Genomic DNA, 21,679 nt, shown 5'->3' on the forward strand with positions numbered 1-21,679 from the left:
TGCAACATAAACAATCTACGCGTCACGGCATTGTGCGGATCACATCGGGGTGAATTTTTTCTAAGTCATCCGATTACCGCCCCGCTGCGTAGTCTCTAAGAAGACCAAACAGAAGATGGACACAGCACCAAATGCCATTCGAAGCAGGCCCCCTTGGGCGCAAGAAAGTTGCCGTTATCGGCGCGGGAATTTCCGGGATGGGCGCGGCACAGGCGATTGCCGACACTCATGACGTAACTCTTTTTGAAGCCGAGCCGCGCTTGGGTGGCCATGCGAGGACCATTATTGCGGGCAAACGTGGCGACCAACCCGTCGATACCGGGTTCATCGTGTTCAACTATGCGAATTACCCCAACCTCGCCCGGATGTTCGACCGTCTAAACGTGCCGGTGGTCAAAAGCAGCATGAGCTTCGGTGCCTCTGTACGAGGCGGTCGCGTCGAGTATGGCCTGGATGGCGCGAAGGCATTCTTTGCGCAGAAACGGAACGCATTGAATCCATGGTTCCTGGGCATGCTCCGCGATATTTTTCGGTTTAATGCAAAGGCCATTAGAGAGGCCAAGCAAAACCAGGGCATGACGATTGGTGAATTCCTTGATCACTTGCAAATGGGAAAGTGGTTTCGGGAATACTACTTGCTACCGTTTTCGGGGGCTATTTGGTCAACTCCGAAAGAGCAGATCATGGACTTCCCGGCCCATGCCATGGTGCAGTTCTTCGAGAACCACGCCCTTTTGGGATATGAAGGGCAACACCAGTGGTACACCGTACAAGGCGGGTCGACGCAGTATGTTCAAAGACTTGAACGCGAAATGCGCACGCAAGGTGTGGCCATGCGTTTGGGTTGCCCGGTGGATGGCGTGCGGCGTGGTGCGCAGGGCCCTGAAATCAAGGTCACCGGTGCTGATTGGGAACGCTTTGATGACGTAGTTTTTGCGACGCATTCGGACGTGACCCTGTCTTTGTTGGTCGACCCCAGCCATGAGGAAAATGCTGCGCTTGGAGCGGTGTCCTATCAACCGAATGACGTTGTCCTTCATGCCGACAAGAGCGTGATGCCCAAGTCGCGCGCTGTATGGTCGTCGTGGAATTATGCTGAGGGCGCGGCGCAGCGGGATGGGCAAATTGATATCACCTACTGGATGAACAGCCTTCAGCCTATTCCGACAGACGATCCACATTTCGTGACGCTCAATTCGCGCCGACCCATTCGGGAGGAGCTGATTTACGATCAGGTGACCCTGCATCACCCGGTTTACGATCTTGCCGCGTTGAAGGCCCAAACGACCCTGCGCGAGATGAATGGTCGCCGTCAAACGTGGTTCTGCGGCGCATGGATGCGGCATGGTTTCCATGAAGACGGGCTTGCCAGCGGATTGGACGTGGCCGATGCGATCAATGAGCGCGGCAGCGTACCGGTGGCGGCAGAGTGAACACAATCGACCATATCGCCGGCCATACTTGGCATGGGCGCAAGGGTGCGGTGGAAAACGCGTTTCGCTATGGTATCGACTATGTGCTTCTGGATGCCGAAGCGCCGGTCAGGGCACCACGGTTTTTCGGACGCAATCGCCCCGGAATTGCATCGCTTTGGGATCGTGACCACGGAGGTGCGGTTGGAAAGGGACGCGGTGCGTCTTGGGTTCGTGACGTTCTGGCCGCCCATGACTTGCCCGATCCGGCGCGAATTGAGCTTTTGGCACAGCCGCGCATTTTGGGACATGTTTTCAACCCGGTGTCTTTCTGGATCTGTCTTGATGCGAAGGGTGACACGCAGGTCGTGATTGCCGAGGTGACCAATACCTATGGGGATAGACATTCCTACCTTTGCCACCGGGATGACCTCGCACCTATTGAGGCTTCGGACCGATTGAAAGCTCAGAAGGTGTTTCATGTGTCGCCTTTCCAAAGGATTGAGGGGCAATATGAATTCCGGTTTGACCTGCGCGCTGACCGGATCGGCATCTGGATTGATTTCACCGGTGGAAACGGTGGTGTCATCGCCACACTTGTAGGGCCGCGGGCGCCATTGACGACCTATGGCTTGTTGCGGGCTTGCTTGCGCCGGCCCTTCGGGTCGCGACGTGTTCTGGCACTGATCCATTGGCAGGCTGTGAAGCTGTGGTGGAAAGGCGCAAAGTTTCGCGCTCGGCCGGAACCACCCATTGAAGACGTGAGCCGCTGATGGCCTCGCGTTTGCCCGCCTATTCGCTTTTCGCTGCATTCCTCGCTTCCGCGGGCCTGCCGCTCTATATCCATGCGCCCAAGTTTTACGTCGATGAGTACGGCCTTTCGCTGGCGGCCCTTGGCAGTGCCCTATTCGTGTTGCGGCTTTTGGATGTGGTGCAAGACCCGATACTGGGGCGCTTGGCCGATAGGTTTCGTGCTTGGCGCGGACCGTCAGTCATGATCGCGGGCTGCATGATGGCAGCGGCGATGCTTGGCCTTTTTGCAGTGGAGCCGCTTTTTGATCCGCTTTGGTGGTTCGCTGTCATGCTAACCGTCGTGTTTTCGTCCTTCAGCTACCTGACGATATGCTTCTATGCACAAGGCGTGGCGAAAGCGGCTGACCTTGCGGATCAAGGCCACCTGCAATTGGCCCGTTGGCGCGAAACCGGAGCGCTTCTTGGGATATGCGCGGCGGCCGTGGCTCCGGTTGCCTTGGGGGGCTATGCGGGATTTGCCTTGGCCTTTGTCATTCTGGCAGGGCTGGCGCTTTGGTCCATGACGCGCGAATGGCAGGGTGCCACGCTTGAAAGCACTGGTTTTGGAACTGTTTTACGCGATGTGGTCGCGCGGCGGCTGTTACTTGTGGCCTTGGTCAATGCAGCACCGGTTGCCGTGAGTTCCACGCTGTTTCTTTTCTTCGTCGAAAGTCGCCTTCAGGCACCCGGCTGGGAAGGACCTTTTCTACTGTTGTTTTTCCTGTCCGCGGCCTTGGCGGCGCCGATATGGGGGCGTTTGGCCGAGCGGGCGGGCGCGAAGTTGGTTTTGATCTGGGCGATGTTTCTGGCGATTGCGGCTTTCGCGATGGCCGTTTTTTTAGGGGCCGGTGATCTTTGGGGCTTCGCGGTGATCTGTGTTGCCTCGGGGGCGGCGATTGGCGCGGATATGACCCTGCTTCCTGCCTTGTTCGCGGCGCGGATGGAGCAGGTCTCTCCGGGGGCCAGCGAAGGCTTTGGTCTTTGGTCATTCGTCTCGAAATTCACGCTGGCCTTGGCAGCCGTGGTTTTGCTTCCCTTGCTTGAAGCAGGTGGCTTCAAAGCCGGGCAAGAAAACCCGGAGGATGCATTGCGGCTTCTGAGCTATCTTTATGCAGGCGTCCCATGCGTGCTGAAACTGGCGGCAATTGCGTTGCTCGTGACGACGCAAATCAACGAGCAGATTTCCGACCAACCGGATTTCGGGGAAAGGAGCCTCAACCGATGACTACGATCGTCTATCTTGCCCTTGGCGGTGTTTTGATGCTGTGCCTGATGGGATTGCGCGAACGCTTCGCGGGGTTCATGGCACAAAGCCCCTCGGACTATGCATTGACCGAACCGAGGTTTGACCTGCGCCAGCATTTGCATGGTGACATAAAATGCGACGGTGTCATCTACGGGCCGTTGGGACGGGTCGCATCACGCTTCACCGGGGATTTCGTGGCCTCGTGGGAGGGCAACAAGGGGGTGATGCGTGAGCACTTCGAGTACGATAGCGGCAATAGCCAAGATCGTGAATGGCGGCTGGAGTTGGGCAATGATGGTTCGATCCGGGCAGAAGCGGATGATCTCGTCGGCGAAGGGCAGGGCGTTCAGTCAGGTTCCTCGGTGTGCCTTCGCTATCGTATCCGGTTGCCTGACGAGGCTGGCGGCCATGTCCTGAGTGTCACGGATTGGATGTATCTTGCACCGAACGGTGTCGTGGTGAACCGCAGTCAGTTTCGCAAGTTTGGAATAAAGGTCGCAGAATTGGTGGCGACGATGCGAAAAGTGGAGGTTGCGTGACAGACTGGAATGGAAAGCGCTATTGGCTTGTGGGCGCAAGCGAAGGACTGGGTCTTGCTTTGGCACATAAGCTGAATGCAGCGGGGGCCGAGGTTATCCTTTCGGCCCGCAATGAAGACCGGCTTGCCGAAGCCGTTTCCGCGATGCCGGGGCGGGCGCATGGGTTGCCGATGGATGTTGCCAGCGATGAGAGCGTCGCCACGGCGGCAAAGGATGTGGGCGAGCTGGATGGCGTGGTTTTCTTGGCGGGAGTCTACTGGCCGATGGCGACACAGGACTGGACGCCAGAACAGGTAACGGCCATGGCGGACGTCAATTTCACGGGCGCGGTGCGTGTCTTGGGGCATGTGGTGCCGCAGATGGTCGCCCGTGACAGCGGACATATTGTTCTGACAGGTTCGCTTGCCGGCTTTCGGGGTTTGCCGGGCGCGATTGGCTATGGCGCGTCCAAAGCCGGGGTGATGTCGCTGGCTGAGTCCATGCGTGCGGACTTGTGGCGTAGCGGGGTGCGCGTGCAACTGGCAAACCCAGGCTTCATCAAGACGCGCCTGACCGACAAGAACCCATTTCACATGCCATTCCTGATGAGCCCCGAGGAAGCAGCGCAGGAAACCTTCGAATTGATGTGCGACCAGAGTGCGTTTGATCGGAGTTTTCCGTTGCTTTTCAGCCTTGTCTTTCGATTGTCGAGATTTTTGCCGAATTGGGCTTACTACCGCCTTTTTGCGTAAGATCAAAGACGCGCAATTGACTGGTCGGCATGTTACACTTCAGTAATGCGAACAGGAGGCCCAAATGCTTGATATCAGTACATACAAGATCGCGCAGGTGATCCTAATGGCGCGGGAACTCGACCGCGCCGAGGGTGAATTGCGCGCCTTTATCGAACGCCTGACCGAAGAGGAACAAGCCAGCCTTGTCGCTGTCATGTGGATTGGCAGGGAAAGCTTTACCGCCGACGATCTGGAAGAAGCCAAGCGCACCGCTGTGGCTGAGGCGACAACACCAACAGCGGATTACCTTCTGGGTACGCCGCATTTGTCGGATCATCTTGAGAACGGTTTGGATGAACTGGGCATTTCGGTTGTCGACGCCGAGGATGACCTGGTGCGCGGCGGCTGACTCGGTGCCTAAGATGTGGCGCGCTCTACCCCTTGGGTGATTGCTTGACGTAGCTTTTTCTCAAGCGCCTTCTGCTTGCTTTCGGAGTAGAATTTCAGGCCGAACATATCCTTGACGTAGAAGGTGTCGACCACCTGTTCGCCATAGGTCGCGATGACGGCGGAGTTGATATAGATGTTATTGGTCGCAAGCGTCCGGGTGAGGTCATAAAGCAGACCGGGGCGGTCCCGGGTGTCGACTTCGATGATGGTATAGATTTCCGAACCATCATTATCGAAGGTGATATGCGTGGGGACTTTGAAAGCTCTCTCGCGCTTCTTGATTTTGTCGCGGGATTGGATCGCCTCAGTTGCCACCACTTCACCCTTGAGGGTTTTGTGAATCATTTGCCGGAGGCGCGGCAGGCGGTCGGCCTCGTAGGGGTGCCCATCTGAATCCTGAATCCAAAAGGCCGCGGTCGCGAAGCCGTCCTTTGATGTGTATGTCCGCGCATCCACAACATTCGCCCCGACAAGCGCCAAGGCCCCTGCGAGGCGAGAGAAGATTCCGGGGTGATCGGCCAAGGCAAAGCAGGCACGCGTCGCATCGCGGTCTTCGTCAATTGCAAGGTCGATGGCGATGTCATCTTCGTCCAGTTCACGCAGCAACTTGGCGAACACGACATGCGCCGTGACATGCAAACCTTGCCAGTAGGGCGGATAATGCCGGGCCTTTTCGCGGTTGACGTCCTTTGCGGGCCAATCGGCCAGTGCCTCGGCCAGGTTGCGCTTGGCATCCGAGCCGCGCTGTTCGCGGTTGAGTTCCTCAAGGCCGCCTTCCATGGCACGGCGTGTTTGACGGTACAGTGCCCGCAAAAGCGAGGCCTTCCAGTTGTTCCATGTGTCCGGTCCAACGCCGCGAATATCACAAACCGTCAGCACGCAGAGCAAATCAAGGCGCTCTCTCGTTTGAACCGCCTTTGCGAAGTCGCGCACGGTTCGAGGGTCGGCGATATCGCGTTTCTGCGCCATATCGGACATCAAGAGGTGATACCGTACGAGCCACTCTACCGTGTCCACGTCCTTAGCCTTCAGGCCAAGACGTGGGGCGACCTTGCGGGCGATGCGGGCTCCGACGATCGAATGATCCTCGTCGCGGCCCTTGCCGATGTCGTGCAAAAGCAGCGCTACGTAGAGCACCTTGCGATTGACCCCCTCCTCAAGAATCGAAGAGGATAGCGGCAAGTCCTCTTCCAACTCGCCACGTTCAATTTGAGCAAGATTGGAAATGCATTGGATGGTGTGCTCGTCCACCGTGTAGCTGTGGTACATGTTGAACTGCATGAGCGCGACGATGGGCTCAAATTCGGGAATGAAGGCGGACAGAACACCCAGTTCATTCATACGCCGCAGAGCGCGTTCCGGATTGCCGTGCTTCAAAAGCAAATCGAGGAATAATTTTTGCGCTTTGCGATCGTTGCGTAGGGTGTCGTCGATCAGGTCAAGGTTGGCCGTCACCAAGCGCATGGCGTCGGGGTGGATCAACAACCCGGTGCGAAGGCCTTCTTCGAAGACTCTCAGAAGATTGATCGGCTCGGAGAGGAAAGCCGTTTCATCTGCGATGGCCAAGCGGCCGTGCACCTCTTCGTAGCCGTCCTTGAGCTTACGCTTGCGGCGGAAGATGCGTTGCAAAAGGGGCTCGGATTTTGCGTGAGCCGCTTCGAGCTTGGTCAGGAAGATGCGCGTCAGGTCGCCCACTTGTGTGGCATAACGAAAGTAATCCTGCATGAAGTGCTCGACGGCCCGGCGGCCAGCCGTATCGCGATAGCCCATCCGTTCGGCTACATCGACCTGCAAGTCGAAGGTCAACTGATCAGTGGCGCGTTTCGTCAATAAGTGAATGTGACAGCGTACCGCCCAAAGGAAGCTCTCGGCGCGGGCGAAGGTATCGAATTCGTCTTCTGTGAAAACGCCTAGGGCCACAAGCTCGGCCACATTGTCGACTTGATGCAGGTATTTGGCGATCCAGAACAAGGATTGCAGGTCACGTAGGCCGCCTTTGCCTTCCTTTACATTCGGTTCGACCATATACCTTTGGCCGCCCTGCTTTTCGTGTCGGTTGTCGCGCTCTTCCAGCTTTGCTTCGATGAATTCGCGCTCCGTTCCCTCGAAAAGCTCGTGCCACAGGCGTTTCTTGAAGTGATCGGCCAATTGCCGGTCGCCTGTCAGAAAGCGGTTCTCCAACAGGGCCGTGCGAATAGTGAAGTCCTGACCGCCAAGGCGAAGGCAATCGCGGATGGTGCGGCTGGCGTGGCCAACCTTCAGCTTGAGGTCCCAAAGGATGTAGAGCGTGGTTTCGATGACGCTCTCAGCCCACGGCGTGATCTTGTAAGGCGTCAAGAAGAGCAGATCGACATCGGACTGCGGCGCCATCTCGCCGCGTCCGTAACCGCCAACTGCAAAGACGCATAAGCGCTCGGAGTCCGTTGGGTTGGACAACGGGTGAATATGCCGTGTCGTCACGTTCAGAGCGCTGAGGATAATACAGTCGGTCAGCCAGCTGTAGGCGCGCACAGTAGGGCGGGAATCAAACGGGTGCTTGGCAAAACCCTCGGCGATAGCTGCGCGACCATCTGACATCGCCTTGGCAAGAATGTCGGTGATTGCGCGGCGCAGGGCGGAGATATCTCCGTCCGTGTCGTTTGCCGCCTGTTGCAAAGCGTGATCGACCGCCGACATGTCGAAGATGTCGATCGCAGGTCGGATCAGATTGTCAGGCAGATGAGGGGCATCTTTCATTACGTGTTTCTTCGAAGGCCAGCGTTAAAAGCCTGTTCCGCCAAAACCCCGTGGTGCGGGATCGATGACTACAACCTGTTGGTCGCGGATAGTGGCCACTGCCAAACCGCGTTCGTTGGTACCATTCGGACGGAACCTGAAGACGCCACTCACGCCCTGAAAGCCCGCAGATTGCGTTAAGCGCGCCTGGCTCAAGGCATTACGTGACCCTGATTGAGAAAGGGCGCCAATGGCGGCGATACCATCGTAGGCCAGACCACTGATGACATGAGGCGCGTTTCCGTTCGCGGCTTGAAAACGGGATTTAAAGGCGGCGTTGCGTTGTGGATCGGGGACGGCAAACCAGCCTCCCTGGACGCCCGGCAAGGCGGTGGTTTGTGCAGGAATATCCCAGCGTGCCAAGCCGATAAACTGTGTGCTGTCCGGGCTTAGCCCCGCTTCGGGCAGCATTTGCGAAAAGAGTGGTAACGCGCCCGCCGTGTTCGACGTCATAAAGATCGCATCGGCATTTGATTGGGCGGCTGCGGCTTTGATCTGAGGGACCGCAGAGGCCACACCTTGTTGCGAAAACTCATATCCCACCGAGCCCGCGAATTGCGCACCGCTCGCGTTGACAGCCTGTTCGATTGCATTGCGCCCAAGCTGACCTGCGAGGTTTTCAGAATAAACCGCGAGAATCCTTTGTTTGCCTTGGCGCGCGGCAAAGTTGGCCAAGCGTTTTGCGGTGTTGTCAAAGGTTTGCCCAAGGATGAACAGGTTGCCACCTGCGATGGTGGGGTTGTTCGAAAATGCAAGGACATTGACACCTTGGTCCGCAACGGCCACCGCTGCTGCATTGGCCGACTCGGCGTGAAGGGGTCCAACGATGATGCGCGCACCATCCGCCACGGCGTTGAGCGCCGCTGTCCGGGCCTGCGTGGCGTTGCCAGCTGTCCCGTAAACCCGCAAATCAATCTGAACACCCTGAAGGTCGGCGGCCGCAAGGCGTGCGGCTGCTTCAAGGTCTCGCGCGAGCTGTTGCTCCTGTGGACTTGCTGCACCGTGGGGTACGAGAAGAGCGACGGGCACTGGTTTGGCGGGATTTATGGAGGAGCCGCCCCCTGCGGGCCCCGAAAGGGATACGGGCTGACAAGCCGCCAGCCAAAACAGCGAAAACACGATGATCAGGCGGCTGAGCGCCTTGCGGGCGGGGGACAAAACGGCGAACATGGACGCTCCTAAACTCGGGTGTTGCGGCAGGGCTTGCGCTCTGCTTGGCTTCGGCCCCGATAATAAACGTCATGCGAGGCGGGTCCAGTGGTGAATCAGACAGAGGCGAAACTGAGCCCGGGGCTTTACCTTGTGGCTACGCCCATAGGCACGGCGCGTGACATTACCTTGCGCGCACTTGACCTGTTTTCGGCGGCGGATGTCATTGCGGCGGAAGACACACGAAGCTTGCGAAAGCTTCTGGATATTCATGGTATTCCTTTGGAGGGGCGACCCCTCGTCGCTTATCACGATCACAGCAATTCATCGGTACGAGAGCGGCTTTTGAAGGACATCGTGGCAGGAAAGTCCGTTGTTTACGCCTCGGAGGCAGGCACGCCAATGGTGGCGGACCCGGGCTATGATTTGGTGCGGGACGCCATCGCCGCCGCCGTGCCATTGGTCTCGGCGCCCGGGCCGTCAGCTGTTATCACGGCATTGACGGTTTCGGGCTTGCCGACCGATCGGTTTTTCTTTGCCGGGTTTTTGCCGAATTCATCGGGCAAGCGAAAAACCGCCCTGCGAGACGTCGCAAGGGTGCCCGGGACACTGGCGTTTTACGAATCGCCCAAGCGCGTTGCCGCGATGCTGCGAGATGCTGCCGAGGTGTTGGGGCCCGCGCGGCGGGCCGTGGTGTGCCGCGAGTTGACCAAGAAGTTCGAAGAGGTGTTGCGCGGGACGCTGGAGGAGCTGGCTCAGGTTTGCGCCGAGCGGTCCCTGAAAGGAGAGATCGTGGTCTTGGTGGATCGTGGAGATTTACCGAGCGTTAATGAAGCGGACCTAGATTCGAGCCTGCGCGATGTTTTGCGTGACAAATCAGTTAGAGACGCCGCTGATGAGGTGGCGGGCAAGTTGGGTTTGAAGCGACGGCAAGTTTATCAGCGTGCTCTACAGCTTGCCCATAAAGACGCAGGGGACCAAGGCGATTGACGGCCGAGCGATCAAGGCAAAAACCACCCAGGGACATGCGTCGCCTAAGAGGGCAAACCGCCTACTTGGCAGGCCTTGCTGCGGAAAGTGCCGTTGAGCGCGCTTATCAACAAATGGGTGCGCACGTCTTGGAAACGCGTTGGCGCGGCAAAGGCGGCGAGATTGACATGATCTTGCAGCACGGCGCAGAGATCGTCTTTTGCGAGGTGAAAAAGGCGACAACCTTTGACGAAGCCAAGGCGCGTCTGCGGCCGCTGCAGATGCAGCGCATTCACGCGTCAGCCTCGGAGTACCTTGCCAAGGTGCAAGATGGACAATTGGCCAGCGTTCGTTTCGACCTTGCCACGGTTGACGAAAGCGGGCAGGTGAACATACAGCAAAGCGCATTTAGTCATTTCTGATTTGCGCTTGTACTCGGCATGGCCCATGTAGGTTAAAACCAGAAACCTTGGGGGCCGCCTATGAAGATTGCCTTTCAGATGGACCCAATCGGGCCGATCGACATCAACGCTGACAGCACGTTCCGTATCGCCGAAGAAGCGCAGGCGCGCGGGCACGACCTGTTTTATTATACTCCAGACCGGCTGTCATATATCGAGGGGCGCGTTGTGGCGCGAGGATGGCCTTTGCGTGTTCAGCGTGTCGAGGGCAATCACTTTGAACTTGGCGATGAAGCAACCGTGGATTTGTCAGAGTTCGATGTTGTCTGGCTGCGGCAAGATCCACCCTTCGACATGTTTTATATCACCACAACCCATCTGTTGCAGCGGCTGACGCCAGCAACATTGGTTGTAAACGATCCGTTCTGGGTTCGGAACTTCCCGGAAAAGCTCCTTATTCTGGATTTCCCTGATTTGATGCCGCCGACGGCCATCGCGCGCGATCTTGATACCATTCGTGCCTTCAAGGACACGCATGGCGACGTTATCCTGAAACCGCTTTATGGCAACGGTGGTGCAGGGGTGTTTCACCTGCCCGAAGCGGACCGAAACCTGAGCGCATTGCACGAGCTTTTCACCGGCTTCAGCCGCGAACCGCTGATCGTGCAAAAGTTCCTGCCCGATATCAAGCATGGCGACAAACGCGTTATTTTGGTGGATGGAGAGCCTGTGGGCGCGATCAATCGTATTCCGGGCAAGGGGGAAACCCGGTCCAACATGCATGTTGGCGGGCGACCGGAAAAGGTTGCATTGACGGACCGTGATCGCGAAATCTGTGAAAGGATCGGCCCGCTTTTGCGTGACAAAGGGCAAATTTTCGTCGGCATTGATGTCATTGGCGATTACCTGACCGAGATCAACGTGACCTCGCCGACGGGTATTCAGGAGCTTGAACGCTTTGACGGGATCAACGTGGCCGAGAAGATATGGGGAGCCATCGAAAGGCGAACCTCATGAGCTTTATGCGGCCGGTGCTGAACCAGTTCTTGCGGTTCTTTGAGCGGCCGCATTTGGCGAGAGCGAAAGAGTCAGGGAAATTGCGCCGGAGCTTCGAGATGAAGGCGCGATTCTGGTTCCGGCCCCCGCGTGGGAGCCAGTATCGCAAAGAGACAATTGATGGCGTTCCGGTGATCTGGGTGCATGGTCCGGATGCGCGAGATGATGGACCCATCATTCTGTATTTTCATGGCGGCGGCTATGTCTTTGGTTCTGCCCGGACGCATCAGGCAATGCTGGCACACTTGTCACATCATGCTGGATTTCGGGCGTGCCTTGTGGACTACAGGTTGGCACCGGAACATGCGTTTCCAGCGGCTCTTGAAGATGCATTGAGCGTCTACATCGAGTTGTCGCAGCGTCACTCGGGCGTCGTGATCGGCGGCGATAGTGCCGGCGGGGGCTTGGCTCTTTCGCTTTTGGCAGAAATTGGCAAACACGGTTTGAAAAAACCTATCGGCTGTTTCGCGTTTTCACCGCTCACGGATATTGGGTTCACGGGTGAGAGTGTGGGGCAGAACGGTAATTCGGATGTCGTGCTACCAGTGGAACGCATCGATGAAATGGCCAAGATGTATCTCCAGGGCGCAAGCCCACGCGACCCGCGCGCATCGCCGCTTTTTGCTGCCTTCGATGGTGATGTGCCTGTCTGGATCGGGGCCGGAACGACTGAAATCTTGCTGGATGATACCCGGCGCATGGCCGCGCATCTGCGCAGTTCAGGTGTCGACGTGACCGAAGTGATCGAAGACGACCTTCCGCATGTCTGGCCGCTATTTCATAACCTTTTGCCTGAAGCGGTGACGACGCTGAAGCAGGTGGCCGCGTGGATCAAGTCTCATTCGGGACGCTGAGGCGATAGCTGACCGCTTCGGCGACATGCGGACGCCGAACGTTTTTTGAACCGTCCAGATCGGCAATCGTGCGCGCAACTCTCAGCACCCGATGATACCCGCGTGCCGTCAATCCAAAGCGCTCTGCCATTTTGTTTATGAGTTCACGGCCCTCCGGGTCCGGGCTGGCGATCTCCTCCAAGGCTTCACCTTCGGCATCGGCGTTGAGATGCATGTTTGGCTGGTCTTTGAAACGGGTGTTTTGCACCGTTCGCGCGCCTGCCACGCGTGCGGCGACCTCGGCGCTACTCTCACCTGATGGTGGAAGATCAAGATCTGTGAAAGCAACTGGCGGCACTTCGATGCGCAGGTCGAACCGATCCATCAATGGCCCCGAAATTCGACCCATGTAGTCGGCGCCGCATTGCGGAACGCGTGCACAGGCGCGGGCCGGATCAGAGAGATATCCGCATTTACAGGGATTTGCCGCAGCAACCAACATGAACCGGCAGGGATACTTCACATGCGCATTCGCCCGGGCGACGATGACCTCGCCAGTTTCAATGGGTTGTCGCAGCGTTTCCAGAACCGTGCGCGGAAATTCCGGAAACTCGTCCATGAAAAGGACACCGTTGTGGGCAAGGCTGATCTCGCCGGGTGAGGCGCGGCGCCCGCCGCCCACGATGGCGGCCATCGAGGCGGTATGATGGGGTTCGCGAAATGGCCGCGTACGGTTGATGCCACCTTCATCCAGCAATCCCGCAAGCGAATGGATCATCGAGGTTTCCAAGGCTTCAGGCGCCGTTAAGGGGGGCAGAATTCCCGGCAAACGGGCGGCCAGCATTGATTTGCCGGACCCGGGTGTGCCGACCATCATCAGGTGGTGCCGGCCCGCCGCTGCGATCTCTAGCGCACGCTTTGCGCGCTCTTGTCCTTTCACGTCAAGTAAATCTCGCCCGGCGCTGTTGGTGCTTACCTCGCCGGGCTCGGCGGGGGCGAGTGGGGATTGACCGGTGTAGTGACGGACCACGTCTGCCAAACTGGCCGCACCGATGACCTGTGCGGCGCCGACCCAGGCAGCCTCTGCGCCGGAGGCTTTGGGGCACAAGAGCGTTCGGTCCTCTTCGGCGGCGGCCATTGCGGCCGGCAGGGCTCCTATTACAGGGACGAGGGAACCATCCAGTGATAGCTCACCAAGGCTACAGGTGCCTTCCACGGCGTCGGTTGGGATGATTTCAAGCGCGGCAAGAAGGGACAAGGCGATCGGCAGATCGAAATGACTGCCTTCCTTGGGCAAGTCCGCCGGGCTGAGGTTTATGGTGATGCGTTTGGAGGGTAAGGCAATCGCCATGGAGCTGAGCGCCGTGCGTACACGATCACGGGCTTCGCTGACGGCCTTGTCGGGCAGCCCAACTAGGGAAAAGGCTGGCATGCCGGGGGTCACTGCGCATTGGACCTCGACTTGCCGGGCCTCGACCCCTTCGAAGGCAACAGTGTAAGCGCGCGCGACCATGTCTGGAGACCTCTGATTAAACTTGGTTAATCATGGGTAGCGCTTGGGTGGTTGAGGAATTGTTAACGGGCTTGGCGATGCGGCCAATTACTCAGCTCATAAGCAAAGCAGCATCAGGGTAAGTGATTGATGCTCTGCGCAATCCAGCCATCAGACCGGCGGTGCAGTTCGGTGACGGAAAGATTGTCGATTTTCTGTGCGAAGGCCTCATACGCGGTGACGCGCAGAGCCTGTTGCACTTGAGTGAGGATCGCGCCGAAATGGGCGACAGCGATGATATCGTGGTTGGGATGAAGCTCCATAACCCTTTGAATGGCATTGCTGACACGGCCGGTCACGTCATTCCAGCTCTCTCCGCCGGGGGGGCGAATATCACCAGGATTATCCCAAAAGGCGCGCAAATGCTCCTGGTCCGGAATGGTATCAAACGCTTGAAGCTCCCATGCTCCGAAATGGATTTCGCGCAGGTCTGGATCATGGGGCAGCCTTAATCGGGCACCTGCAACCGCATCGGCTGTTGCCGTCGCCCGGGCTAGGTCGGATGAAATCACGACAGCGCGTTCAGGAAGGTGTTTTGACAGCCTGCCGATTTGTGCGGTGTCACTCAGATCCGCGGGTATATCAGACCAACCCACCATAGATTTCACATGCGTCGGGCCATGGCGCACCCAAAACACCCGGGTCACGGAAGGTTGCCCTTCAACACCTGCGGCAAGCCGGCGACCACGTTGACGACAAGATCGGCCTGTTTCGCGAGTTTTTGATTCAATTCGCCCTGCGCCTGACGAAAACGGCGCGCAAGTGCGTTTTCGGGGACCACGGACAAGCCGACTTCGTTGGAAACGGCGACCACCGGGGCCGAACACTGCGAAAGACCCGCCATCAGGGATTCTCCAGCCTTGTCTGGTTCGTTGTCTGCCAGAATATGGTTGCTAAGCCACATAGTGGCACAGTCCAACAGGACAACTTCATCATCTTTGACTGCTGCCAAAGCAGGCCCCAAATCAAGCGGCTCTTCGATTGTGTGCCATTCGGGGCCGCGCATCCTTTGGTGGCGGGATATCTTGTCGCGCATCTCATCATCAAAAACTTGGGCGGTCGCAACATACGTCAGCTTCCGACCTGTTTCTTTGACCAGCGATTCAGCAAAGGCCGATTTGCCGGACGCTGCTCCGCCAAGCACCAAAGTGAGTCTTGGAAGCATCTTTTTCTTGAACCCGTTTTGATCCGATTGAGCCCTACCTGCGTATCACTTGGTGACTGAATGCAAAAGGACGCAATTCAAGACCGTCGGACTGGGGGGGTCACAAAATGGCACTAGACGCACCACATTCAAACTCAATGTCCCGCACCGCGATGAAGGCAGAATTGCTGGATGCGGAAACCGAATTGAAGCTAGCATATGCCTGGCGTGACGAGCGCGATGAAGAGGCTTTGCATCGCTTGATCAACGCCTACATGCGCTTGGCGATTTCGATGGCGTCCAAGTTCAAGCGGTATGGCGCGCCAATGAATGATCTTATCCAAGAAGCGGGCCTTGGTCTTATGAAGGCGGCGGACAAATTTGACCCGGATCGCGGTGTGCGCTTCTCGACTTATGCGGTTTGGTGGATCAAGGCTTCGATCCAAGATTATGTGATGCGCAACTGGTCCATGGTGCGGACAGGCTCTACGAGCAGCCAGAAGTCCTTATTCTTTAACATGCGGCGGGTTCAGGCGCGCATTGAGCGCGAAGCGATGGCCCAGGGCGAGGAATTGGACGGGTACCAGCTGCGCGAGATGATCGCTCATGAAGTGGGTGTGCCACTGCGTGATGTTGAGATGATGGAAGGTCGCCTGTCAGGCTCTGATTTCTCGTTGAATGCGACGCAGTCTGTCGAAGATGAAGGGCGGGAATGGATCGAAACAATTGAAGACGAAGGCCCGCGTGGCGATCAGTTGGTCGAAGAGGACCATGATCGGGAAGCGCTTCGATCGTGGCTGACGGATGCAATGGACAAACTGAATGAGCGCGAAAGGTTCATTGTGCGTGAGCGTAAGCTGCGTGATGCACCGCGTACTTTGGAGAGCTTGGGCGAGGAGTTGAGCCTGAGCAAGGAGCGGGTCCGCCAGCTCGAGGCGGCAGCATTTCAAAAAATGCGCAAACACCTTGAACGTCATGGGTCGGAGGTGCAAAGCCTTTTGGCATGATCCGAGTTGCCGCTTGCTTTTTCTTCACCTTTTTTTCGCTGCCAGCAGCCGCTCAGGACGTGCTGATCCTCGGCGAGGTGCATGACAATCCGGCGCACCATGCGTTTCAAGCCGAGCGTGTGGCTGAGTTACAGCCAGCAGCAATCGTATTTGAAATGCTGACCTCTGCTCAAGCGTCAAAGGTGACCCCTGAGAATAGGGTCAGCATGGCTAAGTTGGCCGCGGCTTTGAAGTGGGAAGAGTCGGGCTGGCCAGATTTCTCGATGTACTATCCAATATTCAGCGCCGCCCCCGATGCGAAGGTTTATGGCGCGCAAGTGCCCAGGGCGGCGGCACGAAGTGTGCGCGATGCAGGTCTGGCGCAAAGTTTCTCGGGGGATGCGGCGCTCTACGGGCTGAGCGAACCATTGCCAAAACGGCAACAAACCCACCGCGAGGCCATGCAAATGGCCGCACATTGTGATGCGCTGCCAGAAGAGCTCTTGCCTGCCATGGTCGATATCCAGCGTCTTCGGGACGCGGAATTGGCTCGCGCGGTCGTGTCCGCTATGCGGAGCACGGGCGGCCCTGTCGCCGTCATCACCGGGAACGGACACGCCCGCCGCGATTGGGGCGTTCCTTCCTATCTTCAGCGTGTCGCCCCTGATCTTGACCTGCTCGTAATTGGGCAAGCCGAAGCCGGGCAGGCAATCCATGGGACGTTTGACGAGGTGGTGACGGCGGATCCGGTAGATCGCCCCGATCCCTGCGCCGCGTTTCAATAGTCATGCCCTTGCCCCCTGACCGGGCAAGGCCTACTGTCGCGACGGGCCTCAAGGGAACGTGCCATGCTGGCAAAGAAACACATTCTTCTGATCATTGGCGGCGGTATCGCTGCGTTCAAATCATTGGACCTGATCCGGCGTCTACGAGAGAGCGGCGCCAGTGTTACGCCTGTTCTGACCCGAGCCGGCGAAGAATTCGTTACCCCTTTGTCGGTGTCGGCTTTGGCCGGAAAGAGAGTGTTCCGCGACCTGTTCGACCTTACCGATGAAGCCGAGATGGGACATATCGAACTTAGCCGCAGCGCTGACTTGATTGTTGTGGCACCAGCGACGGCAGATCTGATGGCGAAAATGGCGCAGGGACATGCCGATGATCTGGCTTCAACCCTTTTGTTGGCGACGGACACGCCGGTTATGGCGGCACCGGCAATGAATGTGCGCATGTGGGATCATCCCGCGACACAGCGCAATATGGCGACGCTCAAGGGTGATGGCATCCGCTTGGTGGGCCCGAACGAGGGCGACATGGCCTGTGGCGAACACGGGCCCGGGCGGATGGCGGAACCCCTTGAGATTGTTGCGGCGGTTCAGGAGGCCTTGGTGGATGGCCCTTTGACGGGCAAGCGCATATTGGTCACCTCCGGCCCCACACATGAACCTATTGACCCGGTACGGTATATCGCAAACCGATCTTCCGGCTCCCAAGGGACGGCAATTGCAAGCGCGCTGAGGGACCTTGGCGCGGAGGTGGTGTTTGTTACCGGCCCGGCGGATGTTGCGCCACCTGAAGGTGTCGAAACCATGCGTATTGAAACCGCGCAGCAGATGCTTGAGGCCGTGCAGACAGCTCTGCCAGTCGACGCAGCGATCTTTGCGGCGGCTGTGGCGGATTGGCGGGTTGCCGGTGCCAGCAACAGCAAGATGAAAAAGACCAAGGGCGGCTTACCCAAACTCGAATTCGAGGAAAACCCGGACATTCTTGCGACGGTCAGCCAGATGGACGAGGGGCGGCCGTCTCTTGTGGTTGGCTTTGCCGCGGAAACCGATGACGTGGTCGACAATGCCACGTCCAAGCGCAAGCGTAAGGGATGTGACTGGATCGTGGCCAATGATGTGAGCCATGCGACAGGAATCATGGGCGGCAAGGAAAATGACATTACCTTGATTACCGGGAGCGGGACCGAGGATTGGCCGCGCATGTCAAAAGATGATGTTGCCCGGCGTTTGGCGGACCGCATTGCAAAGTCCTTGACCTAGGGGGCAGAGAGTTTGATACGGATTGTGGGGCGAAAATGGCCCTGATTTCAATGCTTTGGGATGAGGGTGCAGATCCATGTCTTGGGTTGCCCTCCTATGAAACATCCGGGGCGGCCGGCGCCGATCTGCGGGCGAATTTCCCGGTCGAGGCGCGCGACGGTATTGCTCTTGATCCCGGGGAAAGGGCCTTGATTCCGACTGGCCTTCGTCTGGCTATTCCGCATGGATTCGAAGTGCAGATCAGGCCTCGGTCGGGTCTTGCGCTCAAGCACGGGATCACCGTGCCCAACAGCCCGGGCACCATAGACAGTGACTATCGCGGCCCTTTGGGGGTGATCGTTATGAATGCGGGGCAAGAGGCCTTCCATGTGAGCCATGGAATGCGAATTGCGCAGATGGTGGTGGCCCCGGTGGTGCAGGCGCAATTTGACTTGGTGAGCGATCTGGAGGCCACCGAAAGAGGCGCAGGTGGCTTTGGCTCAACAGGGGCCAACTGATGCTTTTGGTCTTGGTCATGGCCGCGGCGCTGTGGGGTGTTGGCGCGATGCTCAAGACGCCCAGGCGATTGCGGTGGGGCATGATCGGGATGCTTTGGGTTGGCGTTGTCCTGTTGCATCTGATCCTACCTGACGGGCACCCGCTAAGGATGGCCACCGGGGAAAGCCCGGCGCTTTGGCTTTTGATTGGTGGATTCGTGGCCATCGTTCTGGCCTATCGTTGGGGGTTGAACAAACTCAGGGGGCGGGCTGAAGTACGGCAAGAACCTGAAAAGAAAGGGCTATTTTCTGAAACCGAGCTAGAGCGCTACGCCCGGCACATCGTTTTGCGCGAGATCGGAGGGCCGGGACAGAAAGCGTTGAAGGAATCAAAGGTTCTGGTCATTGGGGCCGGGGGTCTTGGGTCGCCCGCGTTAATGTATTTGGCAGCGGCGGGCGTTGGGACGATTGGCGTGATCGACGATGATGAGGTCGATAACTCGAACCTGCAACGTCAAGTAATACATAGAGATTCTGACATTGGGCTGCCCAAGGTGCAGTCGGCGATGCAGGCGATGAAGGCGCAGAACCCGCATGTCGAGGTAAGACCCTATCAAAGAAGGTTAACGCCCGAGATCGTGGAAGGTCTGTTCGCGGACTATGACGTGATCCTTGATGGCACGGACAACTTCGACAGCCGGTATCTGGCCAATGCGACCTGTGTGGCGCTGGGCAAGCCGCTGATTTCGGGTGCGTTGTCGCAGTGGGAGGGGCAGGTGAGCGTCTTTGCCCCGAACCACGGAACCCCTTGTTATCAATGCATTTTTCCAGAAGCTCCAGCCCCTGGCCTAGCGCCTTCTTGTGCTGAGGCTGGTGTTGTCGGGCCGCTGCCCGGTGTGGTGGGGGCGATGATGGCCGTTGAGGCGGTGAAGCTGATTTCCGGGGCGGGGCAGGCGCTTTTGGGGGAGATGCTGATCTATGACGCGCTTTGGGGGGAGACCCGAAAGATCGCCATTCACCCACGGGAAGATTGCCCTATCTGTCAGAAAACAAAGGAAAAAGGAGCCTGAGCCATGGCGAACCCGCTGCTTGAGAAATGGGATGGGCCGTTCAACATGGCACCTTTCGATGAGATTTCGGACGAGCACTTCGAACCTGCCTTCGAGGAGGCGCTTGAGGCGGCGCGGGCGGAAGTGACCGCGATTGCCGAGAATCCGGAAAAACCCAGCTTTGCCAATACGATAGAGGCCTTGGAGGCGAGTGGGGAGCAGTTGGATAAGGTGCTGTCGGTGTTTTTCACCGTGTCCGGATCGGACAGCAACCCAAAGCGGCAGAAACTGCAGCGGGCGTTTAGCCCGAAGCTGGCAGCCTATTCCTCGGAAGTGACTGGAAACAAAGAGCTTTTTGAGCGCATCGAGGCGCTTTGGAAAGATCGCGAGAGTCTTGATCTGAGCGATGAACGACAAAGGTTGCTGATGCTGACGCGGCGGCGGTTCTTGCGGGCGGGGGCGGCGCTCAGTGGCGAATCGGATAAGCGGATGCGCGAGATCATGGGGCGACTGGCCGAATTGGGCACGCAGTTCACGCAAAACCTGCTGGCCGATGAATCCGGTTGGTATATGGAGCTAGACGAGCAAGCCCTCGAAAACATTCCAGAATTTGTTGCCGCCTCGGCGCGGGAAGCCGGGCGGGAGAAGGGGTTGGACGCCCCGATCATCACATTGTCGCGATCGTTAATTGTTCCCTTCCTGCAATTTTCGCCCCGGCGGAACCTGCGGGAAAAGGCCTTTCGGGCGTGGGAAGCGCGCGGGGCCATGGGCGGTGAGACCGATAATCGGGAGATTTGCGCCGAAATATTGCGGTTGCGCGAGGAGCGGGCACAACTTCTGGGGTATGAGAGTTTCGCGGCTTACAAGCTGGAAACCGAGATGGCGAAAACGCCGGATCGGGTGCGCGATTTGCTGATGCAGGTTTGGGAGCCGGCCAAGGCGCAAGCCGAGCGGGATGCCGAAGTGCTGACCGAAATGATGCAAGCCGATGGAATCAATGGAGAATTACGCCCTTGGGACTGGCGCTATTACGCGGAGAAGCGGCGGCAGGCGGAGCATGATTTGGACGAGGCGGCGGTGAAACCCTATTTGTCGCTGGAGGCGATGATCGAGGCGGCCTTTGGCACGGCCAATCGGCTTTTTGGGTTGGAGTTTAAAGAGCTGGATGTGCCGCTCTACCACCCTGATTGCCGGGCTTGGGAGGTGAGTCGCAATGGGAGCCACATTGCTGTTTTCATTGGAGATTACTTCGCCCGCGCCTCGAAACGGTCAGGCGCTTGGTGTAGTGCCATGCGCGGACAAGCTAAGATTCCGAAAACACAGGGGCCGGTGGTTTTAAACACCTGCAATTTCGCCAAGGGTGATCCGGCGCTTTTGTCTTATGACGATGCGCGGACCCTGTTTCATGAGTTCGGGCACGCCCTGCATCACCTGCTGTCGAACGTAAATTATGAAAGTATTTCAGGGACTTCCGTGGCGCGGGACTTTGTGGAGCTGCCTTCGCAGCTGTATGAACATTGGCTTGAGGTGCCGGAAGTCTTGGAAAAATACGCGCGGCATTACCAGACGGGGGAGGCTATGCCCCCGGAATTGTTGGAAAAAATGCTGAAGGCGGCGAATTTTGACCAAGGGTTCCAGACGGTGGAATATGTCGCCTCGGCGATGGTGGATTTGGCGTTCCATGAGGGCGGAGCGCCCGGCGATGTGATGGCTAAGCAGTTGGAAATATTGGAAAATATGGGTATGCCTGAGGCGATCACCATGCGCCATGCCACGCCGCAGTTCGCGCATGTCTTTGCGGGCGACGGGTATTCCAGCGGCTACTATAGCTATATGTGGTCGGAAGTGATGGATGCGGATGCCTTTGCCAGCTTCGAGGAAGAGGGCGGGGCCTTTGACGAGGAACGCGCTAAGGCTTTGGAAACGCACATTCTTTCCAAGGGTGGATCGGCCGACCCAGAGGACTTGTATACCGCGTTCCGGGGCCGGATGCCGGGGGTTGAGGCGCTGTTGAAAGGGCGTGGATTGGCCGCGTGAGGCGACGCCGGTTTACCTTCGCTTAACCTTCGTACGAGTCGTACGACGAACCCCCGAT

21 protein-coding genes are annotated in these 21,679 nt (G+C 57.9%); 16 read left to right on the top strand and 5 right to left on the bottom strand.

The annotated features are described in order from the left end of the window. Positions 1 to 131: 131 nt before the first annotated feature. From QZ498_RS02265 to QZ498_RS02290, 6 genes are all read left to right on the top strand, one after another. Positions 132 to 1,433, top strand: coding sequence for an NAD(P)/FAD-dependent oxidoreductase (locus QZ498_RS02265; RefSeq protein ID WP_294619812.1), 1,302 nt, complete (start codon positions 132 to 134; stop codon positions 1,431 to 1,433). Continuing rightward, positions 1,430 to 2,185 (top strand): DUF1365 domain-containing protein, encoded by a 756-nt coding sequence (locus QZ498_RS02270; protein WP_294619814.1) that lies wholly within the window; start codon positions 1,430 to 1,432, stop codon positions 2,183 to 2,185. The genes QZ498_RS02265 and QZ498_RS02270 overlap by 4 nt, the downstream gene beginning before the upstream one ends. Next, positions 2,185 to 3,429 (top strand): MFS transporter, encoded by a 1,245-nt coding sequence (locus QZ498_RS02275; RefSeq protein WP_294619816.1) that lies wholly within the window; start codon positions 2,185 to 2,187, stop codon positions 3,427 to 3,429. Before QZ498_RS02270 ends, QZ498_RS02275 begins: the two co-directional genes overlap by 1 nt. Then, positions 3,426 to 3,989 carry a DUF3833 domain-containing protein gene (locus QZ498_RS02280; RefSeq protein WP_294619818.1) on the top strand — a complete coding sequence of 188 codons (564 nt, stop codon included), beginning with the start codon at positions 3,426 to 3,428 and terminating at the stop codon, positions 3,987 to 3,989. The genes QZ498_RS02275 and QZ498_RS02280 overlap by 4 nt, the downstream gene beginning before the upstream one ends. Further along, the gene (locus QZ498_RS02285; RefSeq protein ID WP_294619820.1) at positions 3,986 to 4,720 is read left to right on the top strand and encodes an SDR family oxidoreductase; all 735 of its coding nucleotides are present in this window, start codon (positions 3,986 to 3,988) and stop codon (positions 4,718 to 4,720) included. The genes QZ498_RS02280 and QZ498_RS02285 overlap by 4 nt, the downstream gene beginning before the upstream one ends. Before the next feature lie 64 nt (positions 4,721 to 4,784). Continuing rightward, positions 4,785 to 5,111: a DUF3775 domain-containing protein gene (locus tag QZ498_RS02290; protein ID WP_294619822.1), complete on the top strand. Its 327-nt coding sequence runs from the start codon at positions 4,785 to 4,787 to the stop codon at positions 5,109 to 5,111. A gap of 8 nt (positions 5,112 to 5,119) precedes the next feature. Here QZ498_RS02290 and QZ498_RS02295 read toward each other — a convergent pair whose 3' ends face one another. Together QZ498_RS02295 and QZ498_RS02300 are read right to left on the bottom strand one after the other, a co-directional pair. Beyond that, the gene (locus QZ498_RS02295) at positions 5,120 to 7,888 is read right to left on the bottom strand and encodes a [protein-PII] uridylyltransferase (RefSeq protein ID WP_294619824.1); all 2,769 of its coding nucleotides are present in this window, start codon (positions 7,886 to 7,888) and stop codon (positions 5,120 to 5,122) included. A 24-nt stretch (positions 7,889 to 7,912) separates the two neighbouring features. Further along, entirely contained in the window at positions 7,913 to 9,097 is a 1,185-nt protein-coding gene (locus QZ498_RS02300; RefSeq protein WP_294619826.1) for a penicillin-binding protein activator, read from the bottom strand. Between the two features lie 87 nt (positions 9,098 to 9,184). Here QZ498_RS02300 and rsmI point away from each other — a divergent pair, with 87 nt between their 5' ends. From rsmI to QZ498_RS02320, 4 genes are read left to right on the top strand one after another with little or no spacing between them, the layout of a single operon-like run. Then, positions 9,185 to 10,066, top strand: a complete 882-nt coding sequence (gene rsmI, locus QZ498_RS02305; RefSeq protein WP_294619828.1) for a 16S rRNA (cytidine(1402)-2'-O)-methyltransferase — start codon at positions 9,185 to 9,187, stop codon at positions 10,064 to 10,066. 35 nt (positions 10,067 to 10,101) lie between these two features. Then, positions 10,102 to 10,467 carry a YraN family protein gene (locus tag QZ498_RS02310; protein WP_294619830.1) on the top strand — a complete coding sequence of 122 codons (366 nt, stop codon included), beginning with the start codon at positions 10,102 to 10,104 and terminating at the stop codon, positions 10,465 to 10,467. Positions 10,468 to 10,527: 60 nt separating this feature from the next. Next, positions 10,528 to 11,463 (top strand): glutathione synthase, encoded by a 936-nt coding sequence (gshB, locus tag QZ498_RS02315; protein ID WP_294619832.1) that lies wholly within the window; start codon positions 10,528 to 10,530, stop codon positions 11,461 to 11,463. Further along, positions 11,460 to 12,356, top strand: coding sequence for an alpha/beta hydrolase (locus QZ498_RS02320; RefSeq protein ID WP_294619834.1), 897 nt, complete (start codon positions 11,460 to 11,462; stop codon positions 12,354 to 12,356). The genes gshB and QZ498_RS02320 overlap by 4 nt, the downstream gene beginning before the upstream one ends. On the opposite strand, the gene QZ498_RS02325 is transcribed toward QZ498_RS02320, so the two are convergent. From QZ498_RS02325 to cobU, 3 genes are all read right to left on the bottom strand, one after another. Next, complete coding sequence (locus QZ498_RS02325) at positions 12,334 to 13,848, bottom strand: YifB family Mg chelatase-like AAA ATPase (RefSeq protein WP_294619836.1); 1,515 nt, start codon at positions 13,846 to 13,848, stop codon at positions 12,334 to 12,336. The two genes, QZ498_RS02320 and QZ498_RS02325, sit on opposite strands and share 23 nt — an antisense overlap. A 113-nt stretch (positions 13,849 to 13,961) precedes the next feature. Continuing rightward, a complete protein-coding gene (locus QZ498_RS02330; RefSeq protein WP_294619838.1) occupies positions 13,962 to 14,534 on the bottom strand; it encodes a histidine phosphatase family protein in 573 nt (190 codons plus the stop codon). Next, on the bottom strand, positions 14,531 to 15,052 hold the full coding sequence (gene cobU, locus QZ498_RS02335; protein ID WP_294619840.1) for a bifunctional adenosylcobinamide kinase/adenosylcobinamide-phosphate guanylyltransferase: 522 nt from the start codon (positions 15,050 to 15,052) through the stop codon (positions 14,531 to 14,533). The genes QZ498_RS02330 and cobU overlap by 4 nt, the downstream gene beginning before the upstream one ends. Positions 15,053 to 15,159: 107 nt before the next feature. On the opposite strand from cobU, the gene QZ498_RS02340 reads away from it, so the two are divergent. From QZ498_RS02340 to QZ498_RS02365, 6 genes are all read left to right on the top strand, one after another. Continuing rightward, positions 15,160 to 16,038: an RNA polymerase factor sigma-32 gene (locus QZ498_RS02340; RefSeq protein ID WP_294619842.1), complete on the top strand. Its 879-nt coding sequence runs from the start codon at positions 15,160 to 15,162 to the stop codon at positions 16,036 to 16,038. After that, complete coding sequence (locus QZ498_RS02345; protein WP_294619844.1) at positions 16,035 to 16,802, top strand: ChaN family lipoprotein; 768 nt, start codon at positions 16,035 to 16,037, stop codon at positions 16,800 to 16,802. Before QZ498_RS02340 ends, QZ498_RS02345 begins: the two co-directional genes overlap by 4 nt. Before the next feature lie 63 nt (positions 16,803 to 16,865). Then, complete coding sequence (gene coaBC, locus QZ498_RS02350) at positions 16,866 to 18,059, top strand: bifunctional phosphopantothenoylcysteine decarboxylase/phosphopantothenate--cysteine ligase CoaBC (RefSeq protein WP_294619846.1); 1,194 nt, start codon at positions 16,866 to 16,868, stop codon at positions 18,057 to 18,059. A 35-nt stretch (positions 18,060 to 18,094) separates the two neighbouring features. Beyond that, entirely contained in the window at positions 18,095 to 18,556 is a 462-nt protein-coding gene (dut, locus tag QZ498_RS02355; protein WP_294619848.1) for a dUTP diphosphatase, read from the top strand. Next, positions 18,556 to 19,605, top strand: a complete 1,050-nt coding sequence (locus tag QZ498_RS02360; RefSeq protein ID WP_294619850.1) for a HesA/MoeB/ThiF family protein — start codon at positions 18,556 to 18,558, stop codon at positions 19,603 to 19,605. The genes dut and QZ498_RS02360 overlap by 1 nt, the downstream gene beginning before the upstream one ends. A 3-nt stretch (positions 19,606 to 19,608) precedes the next feature. Further along, positions 19,609 to 21,621: a M3 family metallopeptidase gene (locus QZ498_RS02365; RefSeq protein ID WP_294619852.1), complete on the top strand. Its 2,013-nt coding sequence runs from the start codon at positions 19,609 to 19,611 to the stop codon at positions 21,619 to 21,621. The last annotated feature ends 58 nt before the right edge of the window (positions 21,622 to 21,679 follow it).

The organism is uncultured Roseovarius sp. (assembly GCF_913057115.1).
GTDB lineage: Bacteria > Pseudomonadota > Alphaproteobacteria > Rhodobacterales > Rhodobacteraceae > Roseovarius.